This window comes from Variovorax pasteuri (assembly GCF_051216435.1).
GTDB lineage: Bacteria > Pseudomonadota > Gammaproteobacteria > Burkholderiales > Burkholderiaceae_C > Variovorax.
This window is the reverse complement of the sequence record NZ_JBPJZS010000004.1, coordinates 522,249-542,643: the sequence shown is the minus strand read 5'-3', so window position 1 is coordinate 542,643 and position 20,395 is coordinate 522,249. Positions and strand designations below refer to the sequence as shown.

The following is a 20,395-nucleotide window of genomic DNA, read 5'->3' as shown; positions in this document are numbered from 1 at the left end:
GTGACTCCTTGGCGCTGTCGCTTCAGATCACGCGGCTTGCGTGGCCTGTCCAGTAGCGGTCGCGCAGGAGCCGCTTGTAGAGCTTGCCGTTGTCCTGCCGTGGCAGTTGCGCCTCGAAGTCGATGCTGCGCGGGCACTTGATCGAGGCGAGGCGCTCGCGGCAGTAGGCGATCAGGGCGGCTTCCAGCGCAGGGCCCGCGCGCGCGAAGTCGGCCGGCTGCACCACCGCCTTCACCTCTTCGCCGAACTCGGCGTTGGGCACGCCGAACACGGCCACGTCGATCACATCGGGGTGCATGGCCAGCGCGTTCTCGGCTTCCTGCGGATAGATGTTGACCCCGCCCGAAATGATCATGTAGGCCTTGCGGTCGGTCAGGTAGAGGTACCCTTCCTCGTCGAGATAGCCCACGTCGCCGAGCGTCGACCAGCCCTGGTCGTTGAAGGCCTGCGCTGTCTTGCCGGGATCGTTGTGATAGACGAAGCGGCGGCTGTTGGCGAAGTAGACCGCGCCCGCCGTGCCGGTCGGCTGCAGGCTGCCGTCTTCGGCGACGATGCGCACCTCGCCCATCAGCGCACGGCCCACCGACCCCTTGTGCGAGAGCCATTCGGGCGCGGAGATCATGGTGCAGCCGATGCCCTCGGAGCCGCTGTACTGTTCGTAGATGCAGGGGCCCCACCAGTCGATCATCTGGGCCTTCACGTCCACCGGGCAGGGGGCAGCAGCGTGCAATGCACACACGAGCGAAGACACGTCGTACCGCGCGCGCACCTCCTCGGGCAGTTTCAGCAGCCGCACGAACATGGTCGGCACGACCTGGGTGTGCGTGACCCGGTGCGCCTGCACGTTCGCCAGGAAAGCCTCGGGATCGAACTTTTCCATCACGACCACGGTGCCGCCCAGCCGCTGCACGGTCGCGCAGAACCCCAGCGGAGCCGAGTGGTACAGCGGCGCGGGCGAAAGGTAGACCGTGTCCGCGTCATAACCGAAGCTGCGCGAGAACACCTGCATGATCGGCACCATCGCCCCGATCGGGTTGTTCGCGAAGGGAACCTTGATGCCCTTGGGCTTGCCGGTGGTGCCCGACGAGTACATCATGTTGTGACCGCCTACCTCGTCGGAGATCGGAGACTCGGGCTGCCTGCGCGTGTGCTCCTCCCACGAGGCGTAGCCCTCGACCTGGCCATGGGCACTGACGAAATGCTCGACGCCGGGACAAAGCGCCACGAGCTCGTGCGCCTTGTCGGCCAGCGCCGCCGAAGACACCACGATGCAGGCGCCGCAGTCGTTCACGATGTAGGCCGCCTCTTGCGCGCTCAGGTGGGTGCTCACGGGCGTGAAGTAGAGACCCGCGCGCTGGGTGGCCCAGTACACCTCGAAGAAGCGCAGATGGTTCTCAAGCATCACTGCGATATGGGCCCCGGCCTTCAGGCCGAGCGCGCGCAGGAAATGGGCGCCCTGGTTGGAGCGCGCCTCGAGCTGCGCGTAGCTCAGCCGTTCTCCTGATTCCGCCATGAGGACAGCAGTCTTGTCGGGATGCGAGCGCGCGATGATCGACGGATGGTTCATGGCCGGTTTTTCGAGTGGATCGGAAACGGAAAAATTCAGGTGCCTTCCGGCCCCGCCTGCACGGTGCCGTGCATGCGCCGGTACTCGCCCGGGGCCACGCCGGTCCACAGCTTGAAGCTGCGATGGAACGTGCTGGGCTCCGAGAAGGCGAGCTGTTGCGAGATGTCGCCCAAGGGCAGGCTGGAGCGCGTCAGCAACTCGATGGCCGCATCGCGGCGCAGCGCGTTCTTGATGCCCTGGAAGCTGGTGCCGTGCTCGGCGAGGCGACGCCGCAGCGAATGCGGCGTCATCTTCAGGTGCCAGGCGGTCTGCTCGAGCGACGGCAGGCCCGTGGCAAGCTGGTGCTGCAGCCGCAGCCGCACACGCTCGGTCAAGCTCGAGTGGTCGCGAAAGCGCACCAGGAGCGCACCCGGCAGTTCACGAGCCAAGGCCTGGAGGTGCGGCGGATCGGCCACGACAGGCTCTGCGAGCCAGCTCGCATCGAATGCGATGCTCGATGTGGGCGCGCCGAAGCGCATCGGAACGTTGAACAGATGGCCGCTCTCGCGATACGAATCGGACGGCAGGTCGCGACTGAGCGCGGCCTCGCGCAGCGCAATGCGTTGCTGCACCAGCCACGACGCCAACCCCAGCACCCAATACAGAAAGGCCGACTGGATGAATCCGGGCCGACGCCCCGCCGCGCTTTCACCGATGACCACGCGCGCCATCGCACCTTCGATTCGCAGGTGGGCGCTGAACTCGTCGATGGCAAGGCGGTAGATGCCGAAACCCACGCGCAAGGCATCGCCGAGCGTGGCGCAGCGCATCATCTGGCGTGTTGCGAGCACGAAGGTGCCCAGCTTCACGGGCCGGCTTCCGAAACCGAGCAGTTCGTCCCGCATGCGCCAGCGCAGGTGCTTGAGCAGCGCGGCAAACTGCGCCACCGAAACGCGCGAGAGCGGCGAGTCGATCATCGCGGGCGAGATCCCATGGCGCGCAAGCAGCGCGGGCACATCCATCCCACGGTCCTGCGCGCCGCCGAGAAAGGAAAGCACGTAGCACATGGGGATCGTGTGATGAAGACCCCTGGCAGGACTGTCCTCGGCACGCGCCTTGTCGAACAGGGGCTGGGCATACGCGACGGGCGTGGCGGAAGCAGCTGACAGCATGGCGTCTCCTTGAGTGCGAACGAGCCGAAGCACTCTTTTTAATGGTTGATCCAATGCTAGTAAGTTCGCCACGGTGGTGTCAATCAGGGCTTGCCAGCGGCACGGGCGGACGGCGCCAGGGCGTCGCCCGAGGCATCGCCCAGGGCGCTGCCACCGTCGCAGTCGATCACCGTCCCGGTGATGTAGCGCGCGTTGTCGCTGCACAGGAACAGCGCCACGTCGGCGATGTCGCGCTTGCTGCCGTAGTCGCGCAATGCGAGCCGGCCCTTGAGCAGTGCCTCGCGCTGCGGCGTGGCCGCCAGGCGCGCCATGCCTTCGGTGCCCGCGATGGGCCCCGGCGAAATCGCGTTCACCCTGACGCCGCCCGGTCCCCACTCCATGGCCAGGCATCTGGTGAGCATGTTGATGCCTGCCTTGGCCGAGTTGGCATGGGCCTGGAACATCGAGGGATGGGCGCCGCCCGGCGCGGTGATCGACATGAGCGATGCGCCGGGCCGCCGCAAGTGATCGAAGCTCGCGCGCAGCACGTTGAACGTGCCGATCAGGTCTATTTCGATGACCGTGCGAAACCCATTCGACGACAGCTGCGCCGCTGGGGCGTGGAAGTTGCCGGCAGCCCCGGAGACAACAATGTCGATGAGCCCGAAGCGCGACGCGACTTCGGCGAAGACGCCCGAGACGGCGTCGTAGTCGCGCACGTCCGCGGCAAGACCGATCGCCTCGGCCCGGTCGGGCGAGACCGCGCGCGCGGCCGCTTCGATGCGTTCCGCGCTGCGACTCAAGATGGCAACCCTGGCACCCGCGCGGCAGAGATGCTGCGCGATGCCAAGATTGATTCCGCTGGACGCACCGGCCACCACGGCGACCTTGCCCTGGAGGATGCGAGGGCGGAACGCATCGTTGATGTCGTTGTTCATCTGCAGGCTGCCTTCATTCCGAGGCGCGCTTCATGTCGCGCGCCACGAGTTCCTTCATGACTTCGTTGCTGCCCGCCAGGATGCGTCCGATGCGCACGTTCTGGTAGATCCGGGCAATCGGGTACTCGGTCATGTAGCCGTAGCCCCCGTGCAACTGCAGGCACTCGTCGACGATCTCGCCACAGGTCTGGGTGCACCACCACTTGGCCATGGCAGCGGTGGTCGCATCGAGCTCTCCGCGCGCGAGCTGGTCTATGCAGCGGTCGATGAAGGCACGCGACACGGTGGCCTTGGTCTGGCACTCCGCGAGCTTGAAGCGGGTGTTCTGGAAGTCGAACAGCGTGTCGCCGAACAGCTTGCGTTGGCGCGCGTAGGCCAGCGTCTCCGCAATGGCGCGGTCCATGGAGCCTTGCGCGCTCATCGCGGTCACCACGCGCTCGCGCGGCAGCTCCTTCATGAGCTGGCGAAAGCCCTGCCCCTCTTCCGGCCCCAGCAGGTTGGCGCAGGGCACTCGCATGTCGTCGAAGAACAGCTCGGAGGTGTCCTGCGCGTGCATGCCGATCTTTTCGAGCACCCGGCCGCGGCGAAAGCCCTGGACCTTCGCGGTCTCCACCACCAGCAGCGAGATGCCGCGCGATACCGCAGCGGGGTCGGTCTTCACCACCACGCACACCAGGTCCGCCAACTGGCCGTTGCTGATGAAGGTCTTCGCGCCGTTCACCACATAGTGGTCGCCCTGGCGTACCGCGCGGGTCTGGATGGCCTGGACGTCGGAGCCTGCGCCGGGTTCGCTGATGGCCAGCGCACCCACCAGCTCGCCGCTGGCCATTCGCGGCAGCCAGTCGTGCTTTTGCGCTTCGGTGCCGAAGTTCTCCAGGTAGTGCGCGACGATGCCCGTATGCACGCCGTTGCCCAGGCCGGGCACGATGGCCAGGGTCTGCTCGTAGAACAGGATCGCCTCGTGCATGAAGTTGCCACCGCCGCCGCCATAGGCCTCGGAGATGCCCACGCACAGCAGGCCGGCCGCGCCGGCCTTGCGCCAGACCTCGCGGTCCACGTGCTGCTGGCGCCCCCAGCGCTCCTCGTTGGGGACAAGCTCCTTGTCGTAGAAGCGCCTTACGGTGTCGCGGAAGCTCTCGAGTTCCGGGGTCATCCAGGGTGATTGGCTCATGATGCAGCCAGTGTCCCGTCCGGCGCCGCTGTGCTCAATGGCGCAACTTCACAACCCGATTGGCCTTACTGCGCGCCGCAGCCGAATCTTTCGCGCTGCCGGTCGTGCTGATGCGCACGTCGCAGCCCGCCACCAGGCACCTTCAAGCCCTCGAAAACCCTCATCGTTGTCTCCTGCATGGGGGTCGCCCTCTTGCCACCGCGGCGGGGCGCGACTTATCATATGTTGAACCATTGACAATCTCGCGGGTTTTTGACGGCCCGGCTTGCTTGATCGCAGACCACGGAGACACGAAGACATGAGCCAGGTGATCCTCGACCAGCGCAGCATGGCGCGCGATGCGCTGATGGAGCGCGCCCTGCGCGCGGCGCGCGGTTTCGACGCGGCGGGGGTGCGCGAAGGCGACGCCATCGCGCTGCTGCTGCGCAACGACTTCGCCTTCTTCGAAGCGCAGCAGGCCGCCGCAGCACTCGGCGCCTATGCGGTGCCGATCAACTGGCACGGCAAGCCGGAGGAAGTGCTCTACATCGTGGGCGACGTCGAGCCCAAGGTGCTGGTAGCGCATGCGGACCTGCTGGCGCCGATCCGCGACCGGATTCCCGCCGGCACCATCGTCCTCACCGTGCCGACGCCGCCGGAGGCGGTGAGCGCTTTCTCGCTTGCGCCCGCCGAGACACAACTACCCGCCGACGCGACCGAATGGAGCGCCTGGCTGGAAGCCTTCGCACCCTGGGACGGCCCGCCGCGCCGCAGCCGCGCGACCATGATCTACACCTCGGGCACCACAGGCCGGGCCAAGGGCGTGAAGCGCGACGCGGCCACACCCGAGCAGGCGGCCGCGTACGTGGAGCTGCTGCGCAGCGTGTACGGCCTGCAACCGGGCGTGCGTGTGCTCATCGGTGGCCCGCTGTACCACGCCTCGCCCAACGCGTGCGCGCGCCAGGCCCTGCCGATCTGCGACGTGCTGGTGATGCAGACCAAGTTCGACGCCGAGGCCGTGCTCGCCGCCATCGAGCGGCACCGCATCACCCACATGGTGGCCGTGCCCACGATGTTCGTGCGCATGCTCAAGCTGCCCGAGGACGTGCGCCGGCGCCACGACCTGAGCTCGCTGAAGTGGGTGACGCACACCGGCGCGCCCTGCTCGGCCGAGACCAAGCGCGCGCTGATGGACTGGTGGGGCCCGGTGGTCTACGAAACGTACGGCGGCACCGAGGTCGGCACCGCCACGCTCAGCACACCCGAAGACTGGCTGGCCTTCCCCGGCAGCGTGGGCCGCCTCACCCCCGATGCGCGCATGGTGCTCTACGGAGAAGACGGCCGGCCGGTGGCGCCCGGCGAGGTCGGAGAGATCTTCATGCGCGTGCCCGCCTACGCCGATTTCACGTACCACAACGATCCCGAGAAACGCAGGGAGGTGGAGCGCGACGGCCTCATCAGCTGCGGCGACGTCGGCTACGTGAAGGACGACCATCTCTACCTGTGCGACCGCCGCTCCGACATGGTGATCTCGGCCGGCGTGAACATCTACCCGGCCGAGATCGAGGCAGTGCTGCTGCAGTGCCCTTGGGTCCGCGACTGCGCGGTGTTCGGCATACCCGACGAGGAAATGGGCGAATCGCTGGCCGCGGCGATCGAGCCGATGCCTGGCACCGCACCCGACGCAGACACGCTGCGTGCGTTCCTCGCGACCCGCATCGCAAAGTACAAGGTGCCGCGCCGTTTCGACTTTCACGCCGCGCTGCCGCGCGAGGACAGCGGCAAGATCTTCAAGCGCCGGCTGCGCGACCCGTTCTGGCAGGCCGCGGGCCGGAAGATCTGACGTGGACGCCGCACCCGACATGGGGCGCCGCCTGGCCGCCGCGCTGCAGCGCCATGCGGGCCTGCACGGCAGCGTCGACGGGCTGCGCCGCCTTACGGGCGGCGCCACCAAGACAACTTGGTCGTTCGACCTGCTGACGGCGGGCGGGCGCCGCCCGATGATCCTGCAGCAGACGCCCGCGCCGGCTGCGCCGCCTCCATCATCGGGAGCGGAATCCCTCGTCGCGCCCAAGCTCGACGCCGCCGAAGACGCGCGCGTGATGATCGCGGCGCGCGCGCACGGCGTGCCCGCGCCCACGGTGCTCGCCATCCTCGACGTGCACGACAGCCTGGAGCGCGGCTACGTCACCGAACGCGTCGAGGGCGAGACGCTGGGCCGCAAGCTTGTGGCCGACCCGGCCTACGCCGGTGCGCGCGGCGTGATGGCGGCGCAGGCCGGCGCCATCCTCGCGGCCATCCACGCGATGCCGGTCGCAGCGCTGCCCTTCCTGCAGCGGCTGTCTCCCGCGCAGGAGCTCGAGGTGTACGGCGAACTGCTGGCGCGCACGGGCCTGCGCCATCCCGCGCTCGAGTACGCAATGCAATGGGTGCGCGGGCACCTGCCGGCCGAATGGCGCGACGCGCTCGTGCATTCCGACTTCCGCACGGGCAACCTGATCGTCGGCGCCGAGGGCATCCGCTGCGTGCTCGACTGGGAAATTGCCCGCGTCGGCGACCCGATGCAGGACCTGGGCGTGCTGTGCATGCGCACCTGGCGCTTCGGCGGCGCGGGAGAGGTCGGCGGGTTCGGTTCGCGCAACGACCTGTACGCGGCCTACGAGCGCGCGAGCGGCAGGCCGGTGGAGCCGATGCGCGTGCGCTTCTGGGAAGCCTTTTCCAACCTCAAGTGGGCGATCGGCTGCGTGCGCCGCGGGCTCTCGGTGCGTGCCGACGGCAGCCCCGCGAGCCTGGAACTGTGCGCGGTCGGCCGGCGCATGGAAGAGCCGTTGTGGGACTTCTTCCGGCTCATCGAGGACTGACCCCATGCCGAACTCCGTACCTTCCGCCGGCACCCTTCTGCAGGCCGCTGCCCGCTACCTCGAGGACGAGCTCCTGCCCACGCTGGACGGCTACCACCGCTTCCAGGCGCGCGTGACGGTGAACGTGCTGCGCATCGTGGAGCGCGAACTGCGCCTGGACGGCCCGCAGGACGAGGCCGCCGCGGCCACGCGCCGCGCGCTCGCCGACGCCATCCGCGCAGGCGAGATCCCCATCGACGCCGAGCTGGCCGCAGAGCTGCGCCAGGGCCTGGGCGAGGCGCTTGCCATCAACAACCCAAAGTGGACACACACCAAGAGACCCGCATGAACTTCACCGAAGAACAGATTTCCTTCCGCGACGGCGTGCGCCGCATGGTCGAGCGCCACGTCGCGCCCATAGCCGCGGAGATCGACGAGAACGACCGCTTTCCCGAGGAGCTGATTCCGGTGTACGGCGACATGGGGCTGCTGCAGCTCTGGGTGCCGGAGGAATACGGCGGGCCCGGCGCCAACCTCACCATGGTGTGCATCGCGCGCGAGGAGATTTCCCGCGTGTCGGAGTCGTGCGCACTGATGGCGGGCATGAACACCATGTTCGCGCTGCCGATCATGCATTTCGGCACCGACGACCAGAAGCAGCGCTTCCTGCCGCTGCTGGCCGAGGGCCGCACCGTGACCGCCATCGCCATCTCGGAGCCCGACTGCGGCAGCGACGTCGGTGGCATGCGCACGCGCGCCGTGCGAGACGGCGACAGCTACGTGCTCAACGGCCAGAAGCAGTGGTGCACCTTCGGCAGCCGCGCCGACTACATCCTGGTGTTCGCCAGGACCGGCGAGCGCGGCGGCGCCGACGACATCAGCCCGTTCATCGTGGACGTGAAGAAGAGCAAGGGCCTGACCTTCGGGCGCAACGAACGCAAGATGGGCATGAAGGGCACGATCAACGTGCCGGTGTACCTGGACAACGTGCGCGTGCCGGCGGAAAACCGCCTGGGCGAGGAAGGCAAGGGTTTTCGCTCGGCCATGCGCGCACTCGACCTCAACCGCCCCGCCATCGCCGCCGCGTCGGTGGGCCTGGCCCAGGGCGCGCTCGATGCGGCGCTGGCCTACGCCAAGCAGCGCAAGCAGTTCAAGCGCGCGATCATCGAGTTCCAGGGCATCCAGTTCATGCTGGCCGACATGGCCATGCAGATAGAGGCCGCGCGCTGCCTGGTGTACGAGACCGCGCGGCTGGCCGACATCGGCGACTGGAACCAGCTGCCCAAGTTCGCGAGCATGGCCAAGTGCTTCGCGAGCGACGTGGCCATGAAGGTGACCACCGACGCGGTGCAGGTCTTCGGCGGCTACGGCTACGTGAAGGACTACCCGGTGGAGAAGATGATGCGCGACGCCAAGCTCAACCAGATCTTCGAGGGAACGAACCAGATCCAGCGCGTGGTGATCGCGCGGGAACTGATGCGCTGACGGACCGGACCGGACCGGGCCGAGCCCGGCCCGGCGGTGGCTGGCTCAGGCCAGCAGCTGCCTGGCGATCATGTTGCGGTGGATCTCGGAGGCGCCCTCGTAGATGCGCAGCACGCGCAGGTCGCGGTACACCCGCTCGACGATGGTGCCGCGGCAATACCCCGAGCCGCCGAAGATCTGCAGCGCCTTGTCGGCGATGCGGCATGCCGCCTCGGTACAGATCACCTTGACCATCGAGGCCTTCATGCGCGCGTCTTCACCGCGCGCGGCACGCCACACCGCCTCGAACAGCACCATGCGCGCGGCGTGCAGGTCCATGGCCATGTCGGCAATCATGTGCTGGATGGCCTGGTGCTCCCCCAGCGCCTGGCCGAAGGTGACGCGCGTCTTGGCGTGCTCGATGGTCTCGTCCAACGCGATCTGTGCCGGCCCGAGCGCCTGGCAACCGACGTTCAGGCGGCCTTCGTTGAGCCCCGACATGGCATACGACAGGCCGCGCCCCTCTTCTCCCAGCAGGTTCTCCGCCGGAATGCGGCAGTCGGTGAAAGCAATCTCGCACAGGCTGTCGTCCATCCAGCCCATGGTGGGCATGGTGCGGGTCACCTTGAAGCCCGGTGTGGTCGTGTCCAGCAGGAAAGCCGAAATGCCCTTCTTGCCGGCCGAGCGGTCGGTGGATGCGAGCACGGTGATGGAGTGCGCATGGTTGGCGTTCGAGATGAAGGTCTTCACGCCGTCGAGCACGTAGTGGTCGCCGTCGCGGCGCGCCGTGGTGGTCATCTTCGCGGCGTCGGAACCGGCGTGCGGCTCGGTGATGGCAATGCAGTTGCGCGAGCGGCCCGATGCGATCTCGGGGAGCCACTTCTTCTTGATCGCTTCCGAGCCGTGGTCCACGATGATGTGCACGCCCGGCCCGAGCGCGGAGCGCACGAACGGCCAGAACTGCGGCGGCAGGCGCGCCAGCTCGAGCTGCACCGCGACGCTGGTGAGGTGGTCGACCGGCATGCCGCCATAGGCCTCGGGAATGGACATGCCGTAGAAGCCCATCTCGCGCAGGGTGGTCTCCACCTGCTCGGGCACTTCGCCGGTGTCCTGGTAGCGCGTTTCCAGCTTCAGCAGCGCATCGACGGCGTCGCGCGTGGCAACGCGCATCTCTTCCGCTTCGGGGGGCAGGTCAAAATCCATGATATCTCCTTTGGTAGAACCATTGATTATGACGCAACCCGTGCCGAAAAGCACGTGGCCCGGCGAAGCCGGTTCTGCGGCGTTCTTCCTCAGCGTGTCAGCAGGAGGATCGCCTTGCCCGAGGTCTGCCGCCGCTCCAGGGCGCCGAGTGCGGCCGGCGCGTCATCGAAGTCGAACACCGAGGACTCGAGCGGGCGCAGGCGCCCTTGCAGGTACCAGCCCTGGATCTCCTCGCCCAGTTGCCGGGCCAGGCCGGGGTCGCGCTTGCGCACCTCGCCCCACAACACACCGACGGCCGACGCGTTGGCCAGCAGCAGGCGGTTGGCCGGCAACTGCGTCAACGCGCCGCCCGCAAAGCCGACCACCAGCAGCCGCGCGCCGAAGGCCAGGCAGCGCACGCTTTGCGCGCCGATCTCGCCGCCGACCGGGTCGTAGACCACGTCGACACCGGTCGGTGCGAGCTTGCGCACCTCGTCGACCCACTTCAGGTCGGTGTAGTCGACGGCCGCGTCCGCGCCCAGCGCCAGGCAAGCATCGCGCTTCGAGGCACTGCCTGCGGTGGCGATCACGCGCGCGCCCATCAGCTTGCCGAGTTGCACCGCGGCGCTGCCGACGCCGCCGGCGCCGGCATGCACCAGCAACGTTTCGCCAGCCTGCAGCCGCCCGGCGTGGCGCAAGGCATAGAGCGAGGTCGGGTAGTTGCCGCGCAGGGCCAGGGCCGCGCCGGGGGGCACGTCGGCTGCGATCGGCATCGCCTCGGCGCGTGGCACCAGCGCGTATTCCGCGAAGCCGCCGAACTTGCCGACCGGCGTGGCGCAGGCCACGCGCATGCCCGCGCCTTCGCCGCTCACGATGGTGCCCACGACCTCCACGCCCGGCGTGAACGGCAGCACGGGCTTGGTCTGGTACTGGCCCTTGATGGCGAGCGTGTCCAGAAAATTGAGACCCGCCGCCTCTACCTTCACCAGGTACTGATCGTCCGCAGGCACGGGCACCGGCATTTCGACGAGCCGCATCTGCCCCGGATCGCTGAGGGCCTCGACCCGCCAGGCCCTCATCGCAGCGCGGCCCGGCCGTTGGTCAGCACGAGCACGTCGCGCTCCACCACGCGCGCACGAAAAGCGATTTCGCTTCCGTCGCGCCAGCCTTCGAGGCGGATGGTTTCGCCGGGATAGACCGGAGCCGACAGCCGCGCGCGCATGGCCGACAGCCGCGTTGCATCGAAGTCCGCAAACGCTGCGACCAAGCCGCGCCCGGCAATGCCCCAGGTCGCGAGTCCGTGAAGAATGGGCCGCGCAAACCCGGCCTTGGCGGCGAACGCGGGTTCCGCATGCAACGGGTTGGTGTCGCCCGACAGGCGGTACAGCAAGGCCTGGTCGGCGCGCGTGGGCAGGTCGAGCACGAGTTCGGGCGCCGACTCGGGCATGGGGGCCGCGGGCGGCGCGGCTTCGTCGGCCTGGCCGTCCGCCTTGGAGAAGCCGCCGTCGCCGCGCAGGAAGTAGACGCTCTCGACCGTGGCCAAGTGCTGTTGCCCGGCGCCGAAGAGCGCCTTTTCCACATGCAGGATCGCGCCCTTGCCTTCGCCCTTGTCGACCACCCGCGTGACGTGCGTGCGCCCGACCACCGTGCCCGACGGCGGCAGCGGCGCATGCAGGCGCACCGACTGCTCGCCGTGCACGAGTTTCATGAAGTCGATGCCGATCTCCTTGCGCTCGCGCATCCAGAAGCCGGGCGAGGCCAGCACGGCGGCCATGGTGGGCAACGCCATCAGGTCCTTCTCGTAGACGAAGCGCAGCTGCTTCTCGTCGAGCGGGTCGGCGCCCAGGCCGAGCCCGAGGGCGTAGAGCATCGTGTCCTTGGGGGTGTACGCGTGTTGCACGTCGCCGGAGTGCCAGTCGCGTGCCTTGCGGTAGTCGAGCATCGGTTGTTCCTTGTGTTTCAGTTGGGGGGTCGATGTCGGGTTCAGGGGGCAGCCGCCGGCCAGCGGAACTGGGCGGGCTCTCGCGCGGCGAAGCGGCGCACTGATTCCTTGGCGTAGTCGCTGCTGGAAGCCAGCGCCTGGCCCGCCGACTCGATCTCGAGCATGGTCGGCAGGTCGCTTCCGAGCGAGCTTTGCAGCGCCCGCTTCGAAACGCTCATGGCCACGGGTGAAGCCCCGGCAAAGCTCTGCGCGATGGCGCGTGCACGCGGCATCAGGCCCTCCGCGGAAAGCACCTCCATCGCGATGCCCAGGCGCTGCGCCTCGGCGGCGTCGATCTCGCGCGCGGAGAAGATCAGCTCCTTGGCGCGCTGCAGGCCCACCACGCGCGGCAGCGTGTAGTAGGCCCCCATGTCCGGCACCAGGCCGATGCGCTGGAACACCATGCACAGCCGCGCGCGATCGCTCAGCAGCACGATGTCGCACATCAGCGCGATGCTGAAGCCGGCGCCGAAGGCCACGCCGTCGACCGCCGCGATCACCGGCCGGTCGAGCGCCATCAGCTCGGTGCAGATGCGCGTGTAGCGCGCCATGCCGGCGCGCCGCTGCTCGGGCGTGCGCGGCCCGCCCTCGCCCATCGCCTTGACGTCGCCGCCGGCACAAAAGGCGCCGCTCGCGCCCGTGACCACAAGCACGCGCACTGCGTCGTCTGCGCGAATGCGCGCCAGCAGGTCCCCGAGCTCGTCGGCCATCTCGGGACTGATGGCGTTCTTCGATTCGGGCCGGTTCAGCGTCAGCGTCGCGATGCCGTCTTCCACGGCGTAGGTCAGCGTCTTCATGCGGTGGGCTCCTCGAGCACCGAGATGGGGGTGCCGTCGACCATCACGTCGCAGTACTCCGACATGCTCAGCGCCGTGCGCCCCTCGCACCGGTAGGTGGTGATGCCTTCGGTGATGCGGGTGTAGGCCCCCGGCTCGCCGCTGGCGCTCTTGTGGCGCAGGGGCACGAGCGCGCCGACCTCGCCTTCCAGCGTGTAGCTGCGCTCGGCGGTGCGCACCTGCGCGGTAAAACGCACCGGGTAGTACTTGTCGTCGTAGACGGTGGCGATGCGGCCTTCGATCACCGGCTCGTAGCGGCCGTTGCGCAGCACGTTGCCGCTCACGTTGTTGGGCCGGCCACCGCGCTGCCCCTTGACCGACAGCAGCACGCCGAAGTCGCGGTCGAAGGTGACGGGCAGCCACTTGTACCAATAGAAGCTGTGCCAGTGGCGCGGCCCCCACGACTTGTCGCGGTAGCCGAATCCGTCGATGGGATAGCGCTCGCCGTCCACCGTGATGTGGCCGCGCACCGCCATGTTCTGCTCGGTGTGGCCGCGGTAGACCGAATGCTCGGGGTCGACCTCGAGCCGGCTGCCGTCGAGCGCGACGATCTCGCCGCCGTGCATCGGCGAGATGCCCTCGTAGTCGAGCGCGATGGTCGCGGGACGCTTGGGGTAGCGTTTGAAGGCGCTGCCGGGGTCGGCCATGGCGTGCGGGTCGTCCATGATCAGCAGCTCGCCCTCATAGCTCACGCGCAGGCGCTTGAAGGGCTCGAGCACCTCGAAGCGCAATCCGCCCGCGTTCATCGCCTCATTGTGGGCGATGGTCGGGCGGCCGTACATGAAGCCGGCGCGGCCGTCGGGCAGGTAGACGCAGCAGCTCATCTCCGCATGGCCTTCGTTCGGCCGGTTGCCAAGGCGCATCCAGGCGCCGATGCCGCGCGCGGTGTCAAAGGCATTGAAGTACATGCTCTCGTTGTAGTTCCCGGCGGCTTCGGGCGCGTGGGTGTACTCGTCCTGCGGATCGAGGTGCAGTTTGCTGTCGGGGGGCATGTACATGGTCTGGTCCTTGGAAAGTGGGAGGGGTTCAGGGCGCGGCATCGCTTCAGTGGAGCTTCGGCAGTCGACGAGAAGCCGCGCGCAGCCGCTGGCGCGCTGCAGAGGCAGGCGTCGATCGGTCCCCAGCCGCGCTCGATCTCCTCGAAGGCGCACCCCAGGCAGTCGGCGCGCTCATGCCGCGGCCGACACCGCCCGCATCAGCCCGAGCGCCATGGTGGCCGTGGCCTCCACGCGGGCGCCCGCCTGCAGCGCCTTGGCATGGGCGGCGTTGCCCTCGAGCGCGCGCTTCTGCACGCCCTGCTGGATGGCGGCGAGACGGAACATGTTGAAGGCGAGGTAGAAGTGCCAGTGCGCGATGCCGTCGCGCCCCGTGCGCTCGCAGTAGGCACGCACGTGTTCTTCCTCGGTCGGAATACCCAGCGCGGCAGGGTCCACGCCCGCCAACGTGCGGTGCGTGCCCAGCGCGAGCCGCCAGGTCATGCAGTGGTAGGCAAAGTCGACGAGCGGGTCGCCCAGCGTGGACAGTTCCCAGTCGAGCACGGCAACGATGCGCGGCTCGCTCGGGTGGAACACCACGTTGTCGAGCCGGAAGTCGCCGTGCACGATCGATGTCTGCGCCTCCTGCACCGGGATATGGGACGGCAGCCATTCGATCAGCTGCTCCATCGCCTCGATGCGCCCGGTTTCCGTCGCCCGGTACTGCCGGCTCCAGCGCGCGACCTGGCGTTCCAGGTAACGGTCGGGCTTGCCGAAGTCCTCCAGGCCGATGCCGCGCCAGTCGAGCGCATGCAACGCGGCGATCACGCGGTTGAGCTCGGCGTACATGCGCGCACGCTCGGCCGGCGCGATGCCCGGCAAGGTCTGGTCGCCGAGGATGCGGCCCTCGACCCACTCCATCAGGTAGAAGCTGCTGCCCAGCACCGCATCGTCTTCGCACAGCGCATGCACGCGCGGCACCGGCACGGCGCTTGCGGCCAGCGCCCGCATCACGCGGTACTCGCGGTCGACGGCGTGGGCCGACGACAGCAGTTGCCCCGGCGGCTTGCGCCGCAGCACATAGCGGGCATCGCCGGCCTGCACGCCGAAGGTCGGGTTCGACTGCCCGCCGTCGAAGCGGCTGACATGCAGCGGACCCGCGAAATCGGCCACGTTGGCGCGGATGAAGCGCGCGAGCGCGTCGGTGTCCAGGTCTTGCATGCGGGTTCGCGCCTAGAAGAAAGCCGCCGCGCGCGCAAGCTGCTGGCGGCACTCGGCCACCATGCGCTCCAGCAGCGCGGCGCAGGTCGGCACGTCGTCGATCAACCCGATCACCTGCCCGGCCCAGACCGGGCCAGCATCCACTTCGCCGGATTCGAGCGCGGCCTTGCCGCGCGCGCCAGACACCAGCGCGCGGACGTCCTCGAAGGCGCAGCCGCCGGGGCGGCGCTCGGTGGCGACGACCTCTTGCGCCACCGCGTTGGCGAACACACGCGCGGTGTTGCCCATGCTGCGGAACATGAGGCGCGTGTCGCGCTCGCTGCCCTTGACCAGCGCCTGCTTGATGGCGTCGTGCACCGGCGCCTCCTGCGTGCAGACGAAGCGCGTTCCCATGTTCACGCCCTCGGCGCCCAGCACCAGTGCAGCGGCCATGCCGCGCCCGTCCGCGATGCCGCCCGAGGCGATGACCGGAATCTTGAGCGCGCGCGTTGCCGCAGGAATGAGCACCAGCCCCGGCACATCGTCCTCGCCCGGATGCCCGGCGCATTCGAAGCCGTCGATGCTGACGACGTCCACGCCGCGCTTTTCCGCCGCCAGCGCGTGGCGCACCGAGGTGCACTTGTGCAGCACGGCAATGTGGTTGCGACGCAGAAGATCGACCACCTCCGCCGGTACGTTGCCGGCAGTCTCGACCACCTTCACGCCGCTCTCGACGATGGTCGCGAAGATGCGCTCGTACGGCGGCGGGTTCACGCTGCGCAGCATGGTCACGTTCACGCCGAAAGGCTTGTCCGTCATGCCGCGGCAGCGCTCTATTTCGCGCGCCAGGTCTTCCGGCGTGGGCTGCGTGAGCGCGGTGAGCATGCCCAGGCCGCCTGCATTCGAGACGGCCGAGGCCATCTCGGCGCGGCCGACCCACTGCATGCCGCCCTGCACGATCGGGTAGCGGATGCCCAGCAGTTCGGTCAGGCGGGTCTTCATGGCCGCGCGCCTACAGGCTGATGTGAAAGCCGCCGTTCACCCCCAGGTGCTGCCCGGTGATGTATGAGGCGGCATCGGACATGAGGAAGCACACCGTCTTCACCACCTCCTGCGGCGTCGACCAGCGGCCCAGCGGAATCTGCGCCAGCATGCCGTCGCGGAATTTCTCGCCGCGCACCACCTCGGTCATCGGCGTCTCGACCACGCCGAAGCAGATGGAGTTGGTGCGGATGTTGTACTTGCCCCATTCGCGCGCCGCCGTCATGGTGACGCCGAGCATGCCGGCCTTGGCGGCCGCGTAGTTGACCTGCCCGATGGAGCCCTTGCGGCCCGCGTCCGACGAAATGTTGACGATGGCGCCGCCGCTCGCGTCGCCGCTCTTCGCACGCGCCACCATGTGGCGGCCCACGGCCTGCAGCCAGAAGAAGGTGCCGGTCAGGTGCACGTCGATCACGTCCTGCCACTGCTGCGCGGTCATCTTCTCGATCATGGCGGGCCGCGTGATGCCTGCGTTGTTGACCAGGCCGTGCACGCCGCCGAAGCGCGACACCGCCTCCTCGACCGCGCTGGCCGCCAGCGCCGCGTCGGTGACGCTGCCAACGACCTGCTGCACACGGGCCGCGGGCAGTTCGGCCATCGCGGACTCGAGCGTGTCGGGATTCAGGTCGACGGCGACCACGTTGCCTCCCAGGTCGACGACCAGTTCGGCAATGGCCTTGCCGATGCCTTGCCCCGCGCCAGTGACGACGATGGTGCGGCCTTCAAGGGTGACTAGATTCTGCATGGAAATCCCATTTCTTCGTTTTGGTTGAACCAATGATATTTGGATTGCGCTTACGTATCAAGCGCATGAAGCGAACCAGGCGCATCGAACGGCTCACGCCGCGGCGCGCAGCGTTTTTGCGCGCTCGGCGTCCTGCAATTGGCGCCAGGCGATCTTTCCAGTGGGCGACTTCGGCAGCTCCGCCACGAACTCGACCAGGCGCGGGTACTTGTAGGCCGCCATCCTGTTGCGGGACCATTCGATGATGTCGGCCTCGCGCACGCCGGCTTGCGGGTTGCGCAGCACCACCACGGCCTTCACCGTTTCTCCGCGGTAGGCATCGACGGCCGCGATCACGCACGCCTCCGCGATGGCCGGGTGCTCATGCAGCATCGCCTCCACCTCGGCCGGCCAGACCTTGTAGCCCGAGGCATTGACCATGCGCTTGAGCCGATCGACGATGAAGAAGTAGCCCTCGTCGTCGCGCCGCCCCAGGTCGCCGCTGCGCACGAAGCGCTTGCCGTCCAGCGCCACGGTGGCCGTGCGCGTGGCCTCCTCATTGCGCCAATAGCCGACGAACACCTGCGGCCCCGCCATCACGATCTCGCCCACCTCGCCCGGCGGCAGCTCGGCCAGCGTGTCGGGATCGATGATGCGCAGGTCGGTGTTGAACAGCGGCACGCCCAGGCACTGGCGCTTGAACGCGGCCGGCGGGTTGCCCGAGACGTGCGCGGTTTCCGAAAGGCCGTAGCCCTCCAGAAAGTCCAGCCCCGTCAGCGCCTTCAGGCGCTCGCCCACGGCCTCGGGCATGCCCGCCCCACCGCCGCCAATGCGCCGCACCGAGCTCAGGTCGTACTCCGCGAGGCGTGGGCTCGAAAGAAAGTCGATCACCATCGTCGGCATCGCCGTCCAATGGCTCACGCGATGGCGCGCGATGAGCGCCGCGGCCTCGTCGCGGTTCCAGCGCTTCATCAGCACCAGCGTGCCGCCGCCATAGATGGGCGCATTCATCAGGTTCTGCATGCCCGTGATGTGGAAGTACGGCAGCGCCACCAACTGGACCGAATGCGGCACCAGCCCCATCCAGTGCGCCACGATCACGGTGCTGGCCGTGAGCGTGCGGTGGGTGTGCATGCAGCCCTTGGGCGCGCCGGTGGAGCCCGAGCTGTAGAGGATGAGCGCCAGCGCGTCCGGCAGATGCTCCAGCGGCTGCAACGGGCCGGAGGCCGCGGCCAGCACGCGGCGCAGGCCGATCGTGCGCGACGGACCTTGCGCGGGCTCGGGCTGCACTTCGGCCGGGCCGGGGTTGCCCACCACGATCACGCGGCGCAGCTGCTGCGCGGCTGGCGCGGCCAGCAGCTCCGCCACGTTGTCGGCGCTGCAGAAGGCCGCCACCGCACCGGTGTCGTGGAGGTAGTGCGGCAGCTCGTCTCGCTTGTTCATCGGGTTGACGGGCACCACGACCGCGTTGATGCGCAGCACCGCGAAGTAGGCCGCGATCCAGCCGCGTCCGTTCTGCAGGTAGATCAGCACGCGGTCGCCGCGTTGCACGCCCAGCTCGTTCTGGAGGAAGGCGGCGATGCGCTCGACCTGGTCGGCCAGCTCGGTGTAGCTGAGGCTGCCGAAGTCGTCGGCCAGCACCGCCCGCTCGGGGTAGCGCATGGCCGACACCAGCAGGTTGGCGCACAGGTTGGTGGGGGGAATGTCGATGTCGCGCGGCAGGCCGTGCGGCCACGTGCTCAGTTCATGCGGGGTCATGTTGCCTCTTCTTTGCGGTACTTTTTCCGCTGATTTTTTTGATGTTTTTTTCCGTGCTTTTCGCAGCGCCCGTGGCAAAGCGTTCACGCAGCAGCTTCTTCTGCACCTTGCCCATCGCGTTGCGCGGCAGCTCCTCGACGAAATGGACGGCCTTGGGCACCTTGAACGCGGCCAGGCCGGACTTCACCGCCCGCACCACGTCCGCAGCCTGCGCCACCGCCATGCAATCGATCGACGTGTCGCGCACCACCACGGCGACCACCGCCTCGCCGAAGTCCGGATGCGCCAACCCGATGACGGCCGACTCGCGCACCCCCGGCAGCGCGTCGATGACCTCCTCGATCTCCTTCGGGTACACGTTCAGGCCGCCCGAGATGATCAGGTCCTTGTCGCGCCCGACGATGGTGAGGTAGCCGTCTTCGCTCAGCCGGCCCAGGTCTCCGGTCTTGAAGAAGCCGTCTGCCGTGTGCTCCTCGGCGGTCTTTTCCGGCAGCCGCCAGTAGCCGGCGAAGACGTTGTCGCCCTTCACCTGGATCTGCCCGGTTTCGCCCGGCGCTGCCAGCGCGCCCTCGGCATCGACCACGCGCAGCGACACGCCGGGCAGCGCGCCGCCCACCGTGGCGCATCGGCGCTCCCCGCGGTAGGGGTTGGAGGCGAACATGCCGCCCTCGGTCATGCCGTAGCGCTCGAGGATGGTGTGGCCGGTGCGTTGCTGGAACGCGCCGAAGGTGTCGGCCAGCAAGGGCGCCGAGCCCGAGACGAAAAGGCGCATGCCGCGGCATGCATCGGCATCGAGCCCGGGCTGCGCGAGCATGCGCACGTAGTGCGTCGGCACGCCCATGCAGACCGTGCTCGCCGAGAGCAGCGCGACCGCGCGCGCGGCGTCGAAGCGCGGCTCGAACCTGATCGCGCTGCCGTTCCACAGCGCGCAGTGCAACGCGACGAACAGCCCGTGGAAGTGGTAGATCGGCAGGATGTGCAGCAGCACATCGCCGGGCTCGAACGCCCAGGACCGATGCAGCGTGCTCACGCCCACGCCCAGGTTGCGATGCGTCAGCATCGCGCCCTTGGGCCGCCCCGTCGTGCCGGAGGTGTAGAGGATCGCCGCAAGGTCGTCGGCGCTGCGCTGGACGATGGCCGAGCGCGGCAGCTGCCGGGCCGCGGCCCGCGCGAGTTCGCCCTCGCCGTCGTCGTCCAGCTCCAGCACATGGGGCACGCCTGCCGCCGCGGCCAGCGCACGCCCTTGCGCCGCGCCCTGCGGTCGCACCACGAACACATGCGGCTGCGCATCGCCCAGCAAGTGGGCCAGCTCACCGCTTTGGTACGCGGGATTCATCGGCAGGAAGACGCAACCGGCGCGCAACGCGCCCAGGTACAGGAAGACAGCCGACGCCGACTTCTCCACCTGCACTGCGATGCGATCGCCGGGTTGCGCGCCCAGCGACGTGAGCAGGCGCGCATAGCGCGCGCTTTCTGCCTTCAACTGGCCGTAGGTGTAGAGCCGCCCGCCTGGCAACACCATGGCGGGCGCGCCGTCGTCGTGCGGAAAGCGCTGCTCGAACTGGGCGTAGAGATTCTGGTTCATCGCCGAACGCGTTTTCGTCTTGATT

General features: G+C 68.5%; 18 protein-coding genes. 4 read left to right on the top strand and 14 right to left on the bottom strand.

Annotated elements, in window-relative coordinates; genetic code table 11:
• Nucleotides 1-22: 22 nt before the first annotated feature.
• The 4 genes from ACSFBM_RS18895 to ACSFBM_RS18880 all read right to left on the bottom strand — a co-directional run bounded on the left by ACSFBM_RS18895 (nt 23) and on the right by ACSFBM_RS18880 (nt 4,806).
• Nucleotides 23-1,567 carry an acyl-CoA synthetase gene (locus tag ACSFBM_RS18895; protein ID WP_435485710.1) on the bottom strand — a complete coding sequence of 515 codons (1,545 nt, stop codon included), beginning with the start codon at nt 1,565-1,567 and terminating at the stop codon, nt 23-25.
• Nucleotides 1,568-1,602: 35 nt separating this feature from the next.
• Complete coding sequence (locus ACSFBM_RS18890; RefSeq protein ID WP_435485709.1) at nt 1,603-2,718, bottom strand: AraC family transcriptional regulator; 1,116 nt, start codon at nt 2,716-2,718, stop codon at nt 1,603-1,605.
• An 83-nt stretch (nt 2,719-2,801) separates the two neighbouring features.
• Entirely contained in the window at nt 2,802-3,635 is an 834-nt protein-coding gene (locus ACSFBM_RS18885; RefSeq protein ID WP_435485708.1) for an SDR family oxidoreductase, read from the bottom strand.
• Between the two features lie 13 nt (nt 3,636-3,648).
• Complete coding sequence (locus ACSFBM_RS18880) at nt 3,649-4,806, bottom strand: acyl-CoA dehydrogenase family protein (protein WP_435485707.1); 1,158 nt, start codon at nt 4,804-4,806, stop codon at nt 3,649-3,651.
• 298 nt (nt 4,807-5,104) lie between these two features.
• On the opposite strand from ACSFBM_RS18880, the gene ACSFBM_RS18875 reads away from it, so the two are divergent.
• The 4 genes from ACSFBM_RS18875 to ACSFBM_RS18860 are packed head-to-tail and all read left to right on the top strand — an operon-like array spanning nt 5,105 to nt 9,110.
• Nucleotides 5,105-6,628 carry an acyl-CoA synthetase gene (locus tag ACSFBM_RS18875; RefSeq protein ID WP_435485706.1) on the top strand — a complete coding sequence of 508 codons (1,524 nt, stop codon included), beginning with the start codon at nt 5,105-5,107 and terminating at the stop codon, nt 6,626-6,628.
• Between the two features lies 1 nt (nt 6,629).
• A complete protein-coding gene (locus ACSFBM_RS18870) occupies nt 6,630-7,646 on the top strand; it encodes a phosphotransferase family protein (protein WP_435485705.1) in 1,017 nt (338 codons plus the stop codon).
• A 4-nt stretch (nt 7,647-7,650) separates the two neighbouring features.
• Entirely contained in the window at nt 7,651-7,974 is a 324-nt protein-coding gene (locus tag ACSFBM_RS18865) for a DUF6285 domain-containing protein (protein ID WP_435485704.1), read from the top strand.
• The gene (locus ACSFBM_RS18860; protein WP_435485703.1) at nt 7,971-9,110 is read left to right on the top strand and encodes an acyl-CoA dehydrogenase family protein; all 1,140 of its coding nucleotides are present in this window, start codon (nt 7,971-7,973) and stop codon (nt 9,108-9,110) included. Before ACSFBM_RS18865 ends, ACSFBM_RS18860 begins: the two co-directional genes overlap by 4 nt.
• A 45-nt stretch (nt 9,111-9,155) precedes the next feature.
• On the opposite strand, the gene ACSFBM_RS18855 is transcribed toward ACSFBM_RS18860, so the two are convergent.
• The 10 genes from ACSFBM_RS18855 to ACSFBM_RS18810 all read right to left on the bottom strand — a co-directional run bounded on the left by ACSFBM_RS18855 (nt 9,156) and on the right by ACSFBM_RS18810 (nt 20,370).
• On the bottom strand, nt 9,156-10,292 hold the full coding sequence (locus ACSFBM_RS18855) for an acyl-CoA dehydrogenase family protein (RefSeq protein ID WP_435485702.1): 1,137 nt from the start codon (nt 10,290-10,292) through the stop codon (nt 9,156-9,158).
• Between the two features lie 89 nt (nt 10,293-10,381).
• A complete protein-coding gene (locus ACSFBM_RS18850; RefSeq protein WP_435485701.1) occupies nt 10,382-11,308 on the bottom strand; it encodes an NADPH:quinone oxidoreductase family protein in 927 nt (308 codons plus the stop codon).
• A 38-nt stretch (nt 11,309-11,346) separates the two neighbouring features.
• Complete coding sequence (locus ACSFBM_RS18845) at nt 11,347-12,213, bottom strand: MaoC family dehydratase (RefSeq protein ID WP_435485700.1); 867 nt, start codon at nt 12,211-12,213, stop codon at nt 11,347-11,349.
• 41 nt (nt 12,214-12,254) lie between these two features.
• On the bottom strand, nt 12,255-13,049 hold the full coding sequence (locus ACSFBM_RS18840) for an enoyl-CoA hydratase/isomerase family protein (protein WP_435485699.1): 795 nt from the start codon (nt 13,047-13,049) through the stop codon (nt 12,255-12,257).
• Nucleotides 13,046-14,086: a DUF7064 domain-containing protein gene (locus ACSFBM_RS18835; RefSeq protein ID WP_435485698.1), complete on the bottom strand. Its 1,041-nt coding sequence runs from the start codon at nt 14,084-14,086 to the stop codon at nt 13,046-13,048. The genes ACSFBM_RS18840 and ACSFBM_RS18835 overlap by 4 nt, the downstream gene beginning before the upstream one ends.
• Before the next feature lie 171 nt (nt 14,087-14,257).
• On the bottom strand, nt 14,258-15,283 hold the full coding sequence (locus tag ACSFBM_RS18830) for a phosphotransferase (RefSeq protein WP_435485697.1): 1,026 nt from the start codon (nt 15,281-15,283) through the stop codon (nt 14,258-14,260).
• 12 nt (nt 15,284-15,295) lie between these two features.
• Nucleotides 15,296-16,264: an NAD(P)H-dependent flavin oxidoreductase gene (locus ACSFBM_RS18825; protein WP_435485696.1), complete on the bottom strand. Its 969-nt coding sequence runs from the start codon at nt 16,262-16,264 to the stop codon at nt 15,296-15,298.
• 10 nt (nt 16,265-16,274) lie between these two features.
• Nucleotides 16,275-17,048, bottom strand: a complete 774-nt coding sequence (locus tag ACSFBM_RS18820; RefSeq protein ID WP_435485695.1) for an SDR family NAD(P)-dependent oxidoreductase — start codon at nt 17,046-17,048, stop codon at nt 16,275-16,277.
• A 93-nt stretch (nt 17,049-17,141) separates the two neighbouring features.
• The gene (locus ACSFBM_RS18815) at nt 17,142-18,785 is read right to left on the bottom strand and encodes a long-chain-fatty-acid--CoA ligase (protein ID WP_435485694.1); all 1,644 of its coding nucleotides are present in this window, start codon (nt 18,783-18,785) and stop codon (nt 17,142-17,144) included.
• Entirely contained in the window at nt 18,772-20,370 is a 1,599-nt protein-coding gene (locus ACSFBM_RS18810) for an AMP-binding protein (protein ID WP_435485693.1), read from the bottom strand. Before ACSFBM_RS18810 ends, ACSFBM_RS18815 begins: the two co-directional genes overlap by 14 nt.
• Nucleotides 20,371-20,395 lie beyond the last annotated feature (25 nt).

Bases quoted from the DNA above. Each gene is read 5' to 3' on its own strand.
- ACSFBM_RS18865 (WP_435485704.1), top strand. From the start codon at position 7,651: ATGCCGAACTCCGTACCTTCCGCCGGCACCCTTCTGCAGGCCGCTGCC.
- ACSFBM_RS18875 (WP_435485706.1), top strand. From the start codon at position 5,105: ATGAGCCAGGTGATCCTCGACCAGCGCAGCATGGCGCGCGATGCGCTG.
- ACSFBM_RS18860 (WP_435485703.1), top strand. From the start codon at position 7,971: ATGAACTTCACCGAAGAACAGATTTCCTTCCGCGACGGCGTGCGCCGC.
- ACSFBM_RS18850 (WP_435485701.1), bottom strand. From the start codon at position 11,308: ATGCGGCTCGTCGAAATGCCGGTGCCCGTGCCTGCGGACGATCAGTAC.
- ACSFBM_RS18820 (WP_435485695.1), bottom strand. From the start codon at position 17,048: ATGCAGAATCTAGTCACCCTTGAAGGCCGCACCATCGTCGTCACTGGC.
- ACSFBM_RS18815 (WP_435485694.1), bottom strand. From the start codon at position 18,785: ATGACCCCGCATGAACTGAGCACGTGGCCGCACGGCCTGCCGCGCGAC.
- ACSFBM_RS18890 (WP_435485709.1), bottom strand. From the start codon at position 2,718: ATGCTGTCAGCTGCTTCCGCCACGCCCGTCGCGTATGCCCAGCCCCTG.
- ACSFBM_RS18810 (WP_435485693.1), bottom strand. From the start codon at position 20,370: ATGAACCAGAATCTCTACGCCCAGTTCGAGCAGCGCTTTCCGCACGAC.
- ACSFBM_RS18885 (WP_435485708.1), bottom strand. From the start codon at position 3,635: ATGAACAACGACATCAACGATGCGTTCCGCCCTCGCATCCTCCAGGGC.
- ACSFBM_RS18855 (WP_435485702.1), bottom strand. From the start codon at position 10,292: ATGGATTTTGACCTGCCCCCCGAAGCGGAAGAGATGCGCGTTGCCACG.
- ACSFBM_RS18835 (WP_435485698.1), bottom strand. From the start codon at position 14,086: ATGTACATGCCCCCCGACAGCAAACTGCACCTCGATCCGCAGGACGAG.
- ACSFBM_RS18880 (WP_435485707.1), bottom strand. From the start codon at position 4,806: ATGAGCCAATCACCCTGGATGACCCCGGAACTCGAGAGCTTCCGCGAC.
- ACSFBM_RS18895 (WP_435485710.1), bottom strand. From the start codon at position 1,567: ATGAACCATCCGTCGATCATCGCGCGCTCGCATCCCGACAAGACTGCT.
- ACSFBM_RS18840 (WP_435485699.1), bottom strand. From the start codon at position 13,049: ATGAAGACGCTGACCTACGCCGTGGAAGACGGCATCGCGACGCTGACG.
- ACSFBM_RS18830 (WP_435485697.1), bottom strand. From the start codon at position 15,283: ATGCAAGACCTGGACACCGACGCGCTCGCGCGCTTCATCCGCGCCAAC.
- ACSFBM_RS18845 (WP_435485700.1), bottom strand. From the start codon at position 12,213: ATGCTCGACTACCGCAAGGCACGCGACTGGCACTCCGGCGACGTGCAA.
- ACSFBM_RS18825 (WP_435485696.1), bottom strand. From the start codon at position 16,264: ATGAAGACCCGCCTGACCGAACTGCTGGGCATCCGCTACCCGATCGTG.